Annotated in this window: 9 protein-coding genes and 1 tRNA gene; 7 read left to right on the top strand and 3 right to left on the bottom strand. The window is 50.7% G+C overall.

Features of this window, described 5'->3' with window-relative positions:
* Position 1 precedes the first annotated feature (1 nt).
* Both Q4E93_RS28430 and Q4E93_RS28435 read left to right on the top strand, forming a co-directional pair.
* A complete protein-coding gene (locus Q4E93_RS28430) occupies positions 2-1,717 on the top strand; it encodes a S8 family peptidase (protein ID WP_303591170.1) in 1,716 nt (571 codons plus the stop codon).
* Between the two features lie 64 nt (positions 1,718-1,781).
* Positions 1,782-2,291, top strand: a complete 510-nt coding sequence (locus tag Q4E93_RS28435) for a DinB family protein (RefSeq protein ID WP_303591172.1) — start codon at positions 1,782-1,784, stop codon at positions 2,289-2,291.
* A 34-nt stretch (positions 2,292-2,325) separates the two neighbouring features.
* Here Q4E93_RS28435 and Q4E93_RS28440 read toward each other — a convergent pair whose 3' ends face one another.
* A complete protein-coding gene (locus tag Q4E93_RS28440) occupies positions 2,326-4,464 on the bottom strand; it encodes a carboxy terminal-processing peptidase (RefSeq protein ID WP_303591173.1) in 2,139 nt (712 codons plus the stop codon).
* 271 nt (positions 4,465-4,735) lie between these two features.
* Here Q4E93_RS28440 and Q4E93_RS28445 point away from each other — a divergent pair.
* The 4 genes from Q4E93_RS28445 (at position 4,736) to Q4E93_RS28460 (ending at position 8,907) form a co-directional block, all read left to right on the top strand.
* A tRNA-His gene (locus tag Q4E93_RS28445) sits at positions 4,736-4,809 on the top strand.
* A 47-nt stretch (positions 4,810-4,856) separates the two neighbouring features.
* A complete protein-coding gene (locus tag Q4E93_RS28450) occupies positions 4,857-5,471 on the top strand; it encodes a DUF445 domain-containing protein (RefSeq protein WP_303591175.1) in 615 nt (204 codons plus the stop codon).
* Positions 5,472-5,564: 93 nt separating this feature from the next.
* Complete coding sequence (locus tag Q4E93_RS28455) at positions 5,565-8,267, top strand: TonB-dependent receptor (RefSeq protein ID WP_303591177.1); 2,703 nt, start codon at positions 5,565-5,567, stop codon at positions 8,265-8,267.
* A 43-nt stretch (positions 8,268-8,310) separates the two neighbouring features.
* Positions 8,311-8,907 (top strand): SGNH/GDSL hydrolase family protein, encoded by a 597-nt coding sequence (locus tag Q4E93_RS28460; protein WP_303591179.1) that lies wholly within the window; start codon positions 8,311-8,313, stop codon positions 8,905-8,907.
* Here Q4E93_RS28460 and Q4E93_RS28465 read toward each other — a convergent pair.
* Positions 8,901-10,859, bottom strand: coding sequence for a hypothetical protein (locus Q4E93_RS28465; protein WP_303591181.1), 1,959 nt, complete (start codon positions 10,857-10,859; stop codon positions 8,901-8,903). The two genes, Q4E93_RS28460 and Q4E93_RS28465, sit on opposite strands and share 7 nt — an antisense overlap.
* Positions 10,860-11,155: 296 nt before the next feature.
* On the opposite strand from Q4E93_RS28465, the gene Q4E93_RS28470 reads away from it, so the two are divergent.
* Complete coding sequence (locus Q4E93_RS28470) at positions 11,156-11,374, top strand: hypothetical protein (RefSeq protein ID WP_303591183.1); 219 nt, start codon at positions 11,156-11,158, stop codon at positions 11,372-11,374.
* 52 nt (positions 11,375-11,426) lie between these two features.
* Here Q4E93_RS28470 and Q4E93_RS28475 read toward each other — a convergent pair whose 3' ends face one another.
* Complete coding sequence (locus tag Q4E93_RS28475) at positions 11,427-11,675, bottom strand: hypothetical protein (RefSeq protein WP_303591185.1); 249 nt, start codon at positions 11,673-11,675, stop codon at positions 11,427-11,429.
* Positions 11,676-11,775: the final 100 nt, after the last annotated feature.

Here is an 11,775-nt window from a genome sequence, read left to right on the forward strand (position 1 = left end):
CATGAAGCAAAGTTCTAAGGGGTTGCTGGGGATCCTCCTGTTGGGAGCCTTTCCACTAATGATGTTTGCACAGGGAAATTCGGTAAAGACAGAGCTGCCCAAAGGATGGCATCTGCTGGATAAGGATCAGGACGGCTATTATGGCATCAGCATAGACAAAGCCTATGAGTTTACCAGGGCCAAAAAATTAAAAAGCAAACAGGTCCTGGTGGCGGTCATCGACTCCGGCGTCGATACCCTGCATGAGGACCTGAAGAATATTATCTGGACGAATCCCAGGGAGATTCCCGGTAATGGCATCGACGACGACCACAACGGCTATATAGATGACGTCCATGGCTGGAATTTCATCGGGGGCAGGGATGGCCACAACGTAAAGGACGACGCACAGGAAGAAGCCAGGGTATACTACCATTTCAAACAGCAATTCGATGTCCAGCAGCTCGATTCCAGCAAATGGAGCCAGGACGATAAGGATAATTACCGTATGTGGGTAAAGGCACGCAAGACCATCATGGGCGACGGCATTGAAAGCAGTGTAGACCTGTTAATGCTTCACCGTGTGCTCTCGGCTTGTGTGAAAAGCGATAGCATCCTCCAGCAGGCGATGGGCAAAGCGGAATATACCGGGAACGATCTGGATACTTTCCAGACAGCGAATCCTGAAACCAAAAGCGCAAAATCTGTGTTCCTCTACCCTTTCAAGGCCAATAAGATCATGGATATGACCAACAAGGCCTTCCTCAATGAGTTCAGCGAGCAGGTAGACCAGGAAGAGAAAAAAGCTTCCGCCAAAAAAACACCCCCCAGGGACTACCGGAAAGAAATTGTAAAAGACAACGAAGAGGATATAAACGACCGCTACTACGGCAACAATGATGTAATGGCCGAAGACCCCATGCACGGCACCCACGTATCCGGCATCATCGGGGCGGAAAGAGGAAATGGCAAAGGCATGGATGGCATTGCTGATAACGTCCGCATCATGATGATCCGTGCCGTTCCCAATGGAGACGAACATGACAAGGACATCGCCCTGGCCATCCGCTATGCAGTGGATAATGGCGCCCGGGTCATCAATATGAGCTTTGGTAAAAATCTCTCCCCCGAAAAGAAATGGGTGGATTCTGCCGTCAGATATGCAGAAAGCAAAGGCGTGTTGTTGATCCATGCCGCCGGCAACGATAATGCAGATGTAGATACCGCTGACAACTTTCCCAATCCCAATATCCTGCATTCAGACTACACCGCCTCCAATTGGATCACGGTAGGAGCCAGCAGCGACCCGCTGGCCGAACCCGGATTTAGAAGCTATACAGCCTCCTTTTCCAACTATGGCAAGCAGGAAGTCGACGTATTCGCCCCGGGCACCCGTATCTATTCTACCCTGCCGGGAGGAAAGAATTATGGCAACCTGCAGGGCACCAGTATGGCAGCCCCGGTAGTCGCCGGTCTGGCCGCCTTCATCCTGGAATACTATCCCGGCTTAAGCCCGCAGCAGGTGAAATACTGCATAGAGCATTCTGCAGTACCTCCTCCTGCCAAGGTCAAAAAGCCAGGGGCCGAAGACGAAATGGTCAACCTTTCCGACATCAGCCGCTCCGGAGGTATCATCAATGCCTATGAGGCCATAAAGCTGGCGGCTACCCTCTCGACCACCGATGCACATCGCAATGATAAAATACAGAGATCAACGTTAAGCAATAAAAAAGACTAAAAGAGAAAGCCGGGCCATCTCATTAGATTCGCCCGGCTTTGTTTACTTTTACCGCAAAAATAGCATGCTTCCCCGTTCAGAGATTATACCGGCCGAATTCTACCAGCCTTATCTTGACCTGGTAAAAGAAGAGGATATTCAAAAGGCTTTGGAAAAAAATACCCGGCAGTTCCGGAAATTCCTGAAAAAGATACCCCGTAAAAAAATAGATTATGCCTATGCCGAAGGCAAATGGACCATCCGGGAGATGTTGCAGCATATCATAGACGCTGAAAGAGTGTTCGCCTATAGAGCATTGACCTTTTCCCGCCTGGATGCCAACCCCCTGCCCGGCTTTGACGAGAACTCCTGGGCCGCCAATTCCGGGGCGTCGGAACGCAGCTGGAATGACCTGCAGGAAGAATGGTCCGCTATCCGGAAAGCCACCATTCTATTGTACGGCTCTCTTACAGACCATCAGCTGGGTTTCAGAGGACAGGCAAATGGACGCCCGCTCAATGCCTTTACCATCGGCTTTATCATCGCCGGGCACGTAGCCCATCATATGCGGATCCTGAAAGAAAGATATCTATAAAAAAAACCGGGCGATTTCGCCCGGTTCCTTTTTTTTATTTGTTATACACCAGATTTTTCTGTGTGATCATATCGTCGAGAACGTTCACCGCTTCTCCCAGGTAAATATCATTCCGTTTATCTTTCAGCCATGACTGGAAACGGGTACCCTTATCCTTATCATTGTCATATTTGTGGGCATCCTGCGGCAACGCCGAAACATTCAGCTCACTGGCACCCGCCAGCTTGCTCAGCGTTTCTATCTGCTTGATGGTAGCCTTGATCTGCTTTTGCTCCTCCCTGTACTTCTGCAGGCTCAGGGGGAATACTTTGTCGTTCTCCTTGCTGAGCCATTCCGCATCTGCACGGATCAGGTTGAAAGCGGAATTGTTCTTCAACCGCTCGTTGCTCATGCCTTTGATGATATTCAGGTCATAAGCATATTTCCAGGGAGTATAATCCGCTTTCTGGATCTCATCCCACGGCAACGCATCGGGATTGTCTTTCTCGCGTATCTTGGAATATTCATACAGATCGGGAAGTACAATGTCCGACGCCACACCCCGCAGCTGCGTGGAACCGCCGCTGATCCTGTAAAACTTTTGTAACGTCAGCTTCAGTGTGCCCAGTTCGCTGTTGGCCTCCATGAAGCCCAGGCTCTTGTCCAGGCCGATATTACGCTGTACCGTACCCTTGCCGTAAGTGGTTGTGCTGCCGATGATCACGCCTCTGTGATAATCCTGTATCGCAGCCGCAAAGATCTCGGAAGCGCTGGCGCTCAATTCATTCACCATTACGGCAAAAGGCCCGTCATACAGCACGCTCTTATCATGGTCAGGCAGGATCTGAGGCTTGCCATCCCTGTCTTTCACCTGGACGATGGGGCCCTGCTCAACAAACAGCCCGGCCATCTGCACGACGTCATATAAGGAACCACCTCCATTGAAACGCAGGTCCAGTACGATACCATCCACCTTCTGCTCTTTCAGCTTCATCACTTCCCTGGCTACGTCTATCGAACAGCGATTCCCTTTGGGATTGTCAAAATCCGCATAGAACTCAGGCAGGTAAATATAACCGATCTTCCCTTTGGAAGAATTGACGATCGCACTCCGGGCAAAGGTCGCCTCATCCTGTACGATCTCATCCCGGATGAGAGAAATGACCTTCGTAGAACCGTCCGCCTTCTTCAGGGTCAACCGGACTTCCGTCCCCTTGGTACCCCGGATCAGCTTTACAGCATCCTCCACCTGGAACCCCGTGAGGTCCACAGGCTCCTGCGCCCCTTGCGCCACCTTCGTAATGACATCCCCCACCGTCACCTGCCCGGACTTCCACGCCGGGCTGCCCGTCACCAGCGTAGTTATTTTGATATTACCTTCCTCTTCCCGGAGCGAGGCTCCAATGCCAAAGAAATGTCCGCTCATCTGCTCGTCAAAATACCTTTTCTCCACTGGCGGAAAATAATCGGTATGGGGATCCATCGACTGCACAATGGTCTGTACAAACATGTTGAAACGGTCGTCGTCATTGACTTTCACTTTCAAACGATCGTAAAAACGGTCCATTACTTTCATTGCCTTGCCGCGGGCCTCTTTTTCCAGGTCCTCATTGCTGCGGGCCACGAAACCAGGCTTGTTTTTGCTGGCTTCCTGCTGGTCCAGCAGGTCGGAATACCTTTCCAGGGTCAGGTATTTCAGGCGTTTCCGCCAGGATTCCTTCCTTTCAGCCTCATTCTTCGGAAATTGGGCTTTATCATAGTTCTGATCGACAGAGTCATTGACGCTGAAATCAAATGGCCTGGAGAGAATATCCTTATACAACACCTCGGTCTCCGCCAGGCGCTTCTTATACACCTCGCTGACAGAAGGTACGAACTGGATGGGCGCCTTCCCCTGGATCTCGTCGTCGATGCGTGTCTCATATTTGCTCCGCAAAGCCTCTACGTCGGAGGCCAGCAGGACATTCTTCTCCACATCCACGTCCGACAGGTACTTTGCAAAGACCTCCTTGGAGAACTTATCATCCAGCTGTTTGGGGCTATAGTGTATCTGTTCGAGCATTTCCCCTACGTTCTTCAGGATCTTTTCGTATTTGGTGGGAGGGTTCTCCCCTATTCCTAAGGTCCTGAACGCGACGAAGATACCCGCTCCAAGAATCAATAGAACGATCGGCAAGTTTCTTTTACTAAACATATACATAAACACTTTTTGCATAACTAATCAAATGTAACGATTATCTCAATGGTATGTTGTCGCTTAAACCCATTATTAACATCCGTTTTGGCATAAATTCCATGAGCGGAAAACGCCCGGACCGCCTGTTTACCCATCATAAGTCAGTTTTCATGCCAACGTTTTAACCTTCCTTCCGATAATTTCCGGCGGTTTCGGAAAAGTTTGTTTTGGAGGAATTTCAAATTGACTTAAATTTGCGTCTTGTTCGACGGGGATCATCCCCGATATGGTGGTTGTAGCTCAGTTGGTTAGAGCATCAGATTGTGGTTCTGAGGGTCGTGGGTTCGAGCCCCATCATCCACCCTAAGCTCCTCGCAAAACGAGGAGCTTTTTTATTAAAAACGCTCAATATGACGACTATCAGCTGGTGGCTGTATACCATTCCCTTTATATCCGCTTTCATTCACTGGCTTACGATCTGGATGGCATTGAAGCTGCTTTTTCACCCCCGCCAGCCCAAAAAGATCCTGGGATTTACCCTTCATGGCGTCTTCCCCAAACGTCAGCAGCAAATCGCCGAAAGTCTCGGCAGGATCGTCGGCCAGGAGCTCCTCTCCTACCAGGACATCGAACAGACCATCGCCAACCCCGCCAACGTACAGAAAATGCTGCCCCTGGTGGAAGAGCACATCGACAACTTTCTGCGCAATAAATTGAAGGAAAGCATGCCCATGATCGCCATGTTCATCGGCGATAAGACCATCAGCCAGCTAAAAGGCGTCTTCATGAAAGAGCTGGAAGACCTCTTTCCTATTATTATGAAAAACTATGTAGCGCACCTGAAAAATGATCTCGACCTGGAAAAGATCGTAGTGGAAAAGATCGCCAATTTCTCCTCAGACAGGCTGGAGTCCATGCTCAATCAAATCCTCACCAAAGAATTCCGGTTCGTAGAGGTCATCGGCGCAGCACTCGGATTTCTCATCGGAGTAGTCCAGATCATGCTCACTTTTTTAATGCGCTAGCCCTACTATAGCCGTTTTGGGACCGCTCGTATAGAATGAATGCTTTTCATCCTGTTTTTCATCCAATTTTGCCCCCAAATTGATGTTAAGCTCATGAGTAAGATCTGGTTAATGTTTATGGTAGTGATAGCAGCCCTGACGGTCAAAGCACAGGTGCCGGATATGGGAGGAAATGGCAGACAGCGGGGTGGGTTTGGCAATGGCCAGGCCGCTAATATCGGGCATTTTTATGGCCGGGTGGTCGATGCAAAGACCGACAAGGGCCTGGACGGAGTCTCCATCCAGCTTATACAAAGTAAATTCGACACCGTCACCCGCAAAAGACGGGATACGGTGATCTCCGGCATGATCACGGGCCGCAAAGGTAACTTCAGCCTCGAAAACCTCCCTCTCTTCGGCAACTTCCGCCTTAAGATCACTGCCATCGGTTATGGCACCTATGAACAGAAAGTGGCATTCGAAATGAAAATGGGAGCCGGCGGACGCGGAGACATGCAGCAGGCGCTCAACGCCGTGGATAAAGACCTGGGAAACATCAAGCTCACCGAAGACGCCCAAACCCTGGGACAGGTGACCGTCACCGCCTCCAAGCCGCTGATCCAGATGGGTGTCGACCGGAAGATCTATAATGTGGAAAAGGACATCTCTGCCCAGGGAGGCACAGGCGTGGACGTCATGAAGAATGTGCCATCGGTGCAGGTAGACATCGACGGGAATGTCACCTTGCGCAACAGCACGCCCACCATCTTCGTGGACGGACGACCCACCACGCTCACCCTCGACCAGATCCCGGCCGACGCCATTCAAAGCGTGGAGATCATCACCAACCCCGGCGCAAAATATGATGCCTCCGGCGGTACGGCCGGCATCCTTAATATCGTCCTGAAAAAGAACCGTAAGGCTGGATATAATGGTAACGTACGGGCAGGCATCGACCAGCGCGGCCGCTTCAACCTGGGAGGTGATATCAACGTCAAGCAGGGGAAGATCAATGTATTTGCCAATGCCAACTACGGCCAACGCAAGTCCATTTCGCCCGGGACTACCGACCGCTTCACATTTTCCGGCGAGCCGCACGATAGCCTGCACCAATATGACTATAATGTCAACAAAGGTTATTTTGCTTTCGGCCGCTTTGGGATCGATTATCTCATGGACAACCGCAATACCCTTTCCATCTCCGGCAACCTCGTACGCGGTCATTTCAATCCCAATACCGCCAGCGACCTCAACGTGGATACCCTCTTCCCTTCCGGCACCGCCTATTCCTACACCCGCCGTACTTCCAATTCGTCGGGCAACTTCAGGAACCATGGCGCCATGCTTAGCTTTAAACATACTTTTCCCAAAGCCGGGGAAGAGCTGACGGCCGATGTCAACTATGGCAAAGGCTCCAATGACAATCTTAATTTTGTCAATTCCGATATCTATCCCGTAAAAGGGAATACCAGCTATTACACCTACAATCAGCGGCAGACAGGCGATGGGGACAATGAGTTCATCACGGCGCAGACAGATTATGTCAGGCCGCTGGGCGAGAAGTCAAAGTTCGAAACAGGCGCCCGCGTGGCGATCCGCAATATCACGAGCCTGAACAACATCGATATCTTCGGTGAGGATAAGAACTACCACAACCAGCCCCTGCTCTCTTCCCATTATAAATACCGCGACCGGGTATACGCTGCGTACGTGACCTATAGCAATGCCATTAAGAACTTCACTTATCAGCTGGGATTGAGGGGCGAACGCTCCGACTACAACGGCGCACAAACCTATGCCGTAAAAGGCCAGGGTGGTGGGCTCGCCGACACCGTTGGTAATTTCAGCAATAAATTCCCTATCAGCCTCTTCCCCAGCGTATTCCTTACACAAAAACTGGGCGGTGACCAGGACCTTTCATTGAACTATACGCGCCGCATCGACAGGCCCAGCTTCTTCCAGCTGTTCCCTTTCACCGATTATTCCGATTCCCTCAACCTAAGCAGGGGAAATCCAAACCTGAAACCGCAGTTCACCAACTCTTTCGAGCTCGCTTATCAGAAGACCTATGCAGGCAATAATACGTTCCTCGCTTCCATCTATTATAAGTATACCACGGACCTGATCACCCGCTACCAATTTCCGGGCTTCAACCCCGTCAATGACTCGGCCGTCTTTATCAACACATTTATCAATGCCCAATCCTCTTTTGTCAGCGGACTGGAGCTCATCAGTCGCAATACCATCACCAAATGGTGGGATGTGACAGGCAATATCAACATTTACACGTCAAAGATCAACGTGACAGACACTGGCGCGGTAGCCATTCCTACGGTAGGACAGACCTGGAGCTGGTTTGGCAAGATCAATAATACTTTCAAGCTGCCAAAGAACTTTACCCTCCAGCTGACAGGCGATTATACGTCCAAAACTGTACTACCTCCCGGCGGCAGTGCCAGCACAGGCGGAGGCGGTGGCGGCGGCGGCAGAGGTTTTGGACAAACCGTCAGCGGCAGCGCCCAGGGATACTCCAAGCCCACCGGCGGCGTGGATGCAGCGTTGAAATATGAGTTCCTTAAGAATAAGGCGGCCTCCCTCACCCTCAGTGTCAGCGATATCTTCCGCTCAAGGGTATACGACGTCTATACCACTTCTGTATCCTTTACGCAGGAAGCCTTCCGCCGGAGGGATCCCCAATTCTTTCGCCTGCAATTCAACTGGCGCTTCGGTAAATTCGACATGAGCCTCTTCAAACGTAAGAATATGAAGGGCGAAATGGAAAGCATCCAGGGCGGCCTGCAGGGCGCACAACAATAAAAACGTATCTTAACAGGCCGGTTTTTGCCGGTCTGTTAAGACTATGTACACATTCTTAGCCCTGGGAGATTCCTACACCATTGGAGAAGGCGTCCTCCTCAACGAAACATATCCCTATCAGGCAGTGCGGCTGCTGCGTGGAAAAGGCCTTCCCTTTACAGCACCTGAGATCATTGCGCGTACAGGCTGGACAACGGATGAGCTGAACAACGCCATCGCAGGCTCCCGCCTCCTCCCGGCCTACGATTTTGTCACCCTCCTCGTCGGCGTCAACAATCAGTATAGGGGGCGTTCCTGCGAAGAATATAAGGTTCAGTTCCAATCCCTCCTCCAGCAAGCCATCGCTTTCGCCGGAGGACGACCCGATCGGGTATTCATCCTCTCCATTCCGGACTGGGGCGTCGCTCCATTCGCGGCAGACCGCGACAGGGACACCATCGCCCGCCAGATCGACGCATTCAATGCAGCGGCAAAGGAGTCTGCCGCCCGGCAGAAGGTAGCCTTCATCGATATCACCTCCCATGGAAGGATGCAAGGACAGCCTTTTGCCGCTGACGGCCTTCATCCCGCTGGCGGGCAATATCGTTTCTGGGCTGAAGAGCTGGTGGAGCAGATTACCCGGCAGGTCGCCCGTCAGTAGATGCTATTCAGACCGTCCGTGTTTAGGAAAATGACATCCGGCGCTTTTACATACACACTCCTGTACCGGAACTGGATTCCCGTGTCCAGAAAGATCTTGAATGACTGGTTCTGCTCGGTCTTACGGGGAAACCAGGCCATCCGGAACTCGATCGTATTAAAGACGAGGTTCTCATTGCGTGCCCTGACGCCAGCGCCCAGGCCATGGTAAAGGGAGGAACGGTCAAAAAACGACCGGTGCTCAGGGGTCAGCAGAGAGACATCCCCGAATGCAAAAGGGGCAAACTTAAAACCGAACAGCTTGTAATTGATAAAAAAGCTCGTTTCCGAATGCAGGGTCACCCGCTGAGATCCAATCACCGAATCCCCGCTGAAATAACGCAGACCAAACGGATTGTTCAACGTCAGCGCATCAATGCCTATCCGGTTGAATTGCCGGGTATAGCTGAAGTTGATGTATTGTCGGACCTTTAGCCGGCGGAATAAGAACAGGGGACTGTAATAGCTGGCCCCGATCAGCCCGCTGGCATCTTGCAGACGCCCCTGGTTCAGGTAGCCGCCGCTCCGGAAAAAATACTGGATAAAACCGCCCCTTTTTGTCACCACATAGCTGTTGGCATCCACTCCGCTGTAGAATCTCTTCAGGTCCGTCTGCCCGAACTGGCGGTAATACCCCGTCGTCAAAGCCACATTATAGCCCGATGGGACGTCCTCCGTCGTACCAAAACCATAGATGTAGTTGGTCTTATAGAAATCCTGCCTGAAAAAAGTGAACTGCGACAAGACAGCCTCCCGGTCGTTAAAGCGGAAATTGAATTGATGGGCGATCTGGTAGGGTACTTCCGTAAAATGGTTCTTAAAATACCGGAAGCTGAGAAATTTACGATCGCGCACAGATGTATTGGAAAGGAACCGGTTGTTTCCCAGGTTCCATCCAAGCCATATATCGTGGGTCCAATACCGGTACTTAAAGAATAAGCTATCCGGTTGTTGATACCGGTTAATGGACTCGAAAGTGCCCAGGTTGATCCCTCCGGCCAGGTGTGCATAAGGCGCATACAGGGGGCGCTCCAGCCGCAGGAACCAGGCTTCCTCATCCGGTGTGCCGGATTTAAGGTTGCTGTTGATCTGCGTGTAAGACGCCGAAACGTTTACAAAGCGGTACATATTGATCTTGCTGTACAGCAGCTGGTACCCAAAGCTGGGGTGCCGGGCCTGCTCTACAATCACCCCCCCCTGGACCTTCTGCCCCATACCCAAAAAATTCGATTCGCTGATATTGCCGCGGACGCTGGTAGGGGCAATTCCCAGGCTGCTCAGCTCCCCCCCTATGCTGAAAAGGTCCTTTACCACCACCACCAGATCCACGGAATCCTGGTCATCCGGAAGATAGTTCACCAGGATACGGGCATCCTGTATAAAATTCAAACTGCGAATGAGGCGTTCGTTATCAGCCACCTTAAAGGCATTCAACGGGGTGCGCTCCTTTATAAACAGGGAATTACGGACCACCCAATCCCTGGTTTTCCGGTGCGCCTGGTTCAGGAGCTTTGTACCGAAATACTGCAGCCGCTTGGAAGTATCGGCAAAAGTCTGCTCGAATCCGTAGGTTCTGATGAAAATATGCCTGATTATCTTTCCCTCATAAGAAATAAAGGGGCTTTCACTTTTGGTATTCAGGGCAGATGCCAGCTCAGCTGAATCCACATGCCCCGCAATAATGGGCTTGATATTCGTATCCACCCCCCCGCCCCGGCTGATGGCATTGCGAAAGAACTGGAAGATATTGTTATTCATCAACCGGTTGCGGCCGCGAACACTGTCGGTCGCGTGGTGGCGCCCCCGCCGGAGACTGTCCGCTACAGGGTGCTCTTTTTGGGTGGTGTCCGTCACCTGGCCAAAACAGCTGAGACAAACCAACCAACTAACCAATACAGCAACAAATCGTATCATGATAGTCTTCTCAAGCACGAATATGGGGTCGTGGTTTAGTAATCATATAGGACTCCAATATAAGGCATAATCGTTTGAAATCTGCGGATGATCTTCCTTTCGGTTTCAATTTCCTTTAATTATTTGTACGTACTTGTTACGGTATTGTTATAATGCCTTGTTTACTGATACTTAACGTGCTGCATCCTGACGTGGTATTGTTTTTGAATAGGTGTCAACTGAAATCACGATGCAAAAACCATTGATCAAACGATTGTCCGGAGTCAGACTCCCGGCCCCAAAAAACCTTCAGAAAGATGAAATCGAAATCATTAGCCAATTGGCCAGCCCTTTTGCCGGAAAATGCCCTTACAGCCTACAATCCCAGCAAATCCCAACGACAAAAACCTGGCGTTGTCAAATTGATGCCGATGGTTCCTCCGCCAGACGAAAAAACGATCCGCGAACTGAATGAACTGGCAGCCAGGCGCCCATTCTGTACGTTCCGCAAGGTCCGCCGCCACGACATGCTGTAGAAAAAATTCCCGTGGATAAAGGATCAATTTCCACACGTCCGGAGCATCCTTCCTAAGAAACAGACTTTATCTTATCTACGAGCTGATCCAGGAAGGAAAGTTTAAAGATCTCCTTATCGGCTGCGGGAATATCGAAGTTCATGAACAGGATGCTCCCGTCTTTAGCAATAGTCATCAGGAATTGCTCTTTTCTGAAAATATCATAGACGACAAGGTCGCCATGGTCCTTTTCCTTTATTTGAAATTCCTCGTTGATGCCATGAAGCCGCATTTTGATTGATTGCGTCATTAAATTTTCCATATAATTGTTTTTTATCATTATAACATAAAAATTCAAGCCACCTGCCCGGAGGCTGCAGGCTGGAGGAACTTCCTCACAAGTGCCTGTTTTTCGGGCCAAA

The organism is Flavitalea plasmicola, assembly GCF_030546645.1.
GTDB lineage: Bacteria > Bacteroidota > Bacteroidia > Chitinophagales > Chitinophagaceae > Puia.

What these genes read in the sequence shown, in the direction of transcription:
- Q4E93_RS28430 (WP_303591170.1), top strand. Translation starts at nt 2, where the DNA reads ATGAAGCAAAGTTCTAAGGGGTTGCTGGGGATCCTCCTGTTGGGAGCC.
- Q4E93_RS28435 (WP_303591172.1), top strand. Translation starts at nt 1,782, where the DNA reads ATGCTTCCCCGTTCAGAGATTATACCGGCCGAATTCTACCAGCCTTAT.
- Q4E93_RS28440 (WP_303591173.1), bottom strand. Translation starts at nt 4,464, where the DNA reads ATGTTTAGTAAAAGAAACTTGCCGATCGTTCTATTGATTCTTGGAGCG.
- Q4E93_RS28450 (WP_303591175.1), top strand. Translation starts at nt 4,857, where the DNA reads ATGACGACTATCAGCTGGTGGCTGTATACCATTCCCTTTATATCCGCT.
- Q4E93_RS28455 (WP_303591177.1), top strand. Translation starts at nt 5,565, where the DNA reads ATGAGTAAGATCTGGTTAATGTTTATGGTAGTGATAGCAGCCCTGACG.
- Q4E93_RS28460 (WP_303591179.1), top strand. Translation starts at nt 8,311, where the DNA reads ATGTACACATTCTTAGCCCTGGGAGATTCCTACACCATTGGAGAAGGC.
- Q4E93_RS28465 (WP_303591181.1), bottom strand. Translation starts at nt 10,859, where the DNA reads ATGATACGATTTGTTGCTGTATTGGTTAGTTGGTTGGTTTGTCTCAGC.
- Q4E93_RS28470 (WP_303591183.1), top strand. Translation starts at nt 11,156, where the DNA reads ATGAAATCGAAATCATTAGCCAATTGGCCAGCCCTTTTGCCGGAAAAT.
- Q4E93_RS28475 (WP_303591185.1), bottom strand. Translation starts at nt 11,675, where the DNA reads ATGGAAAATTTAATGACGCAATCAATCAAAATGCGGCTTCATGGCATC.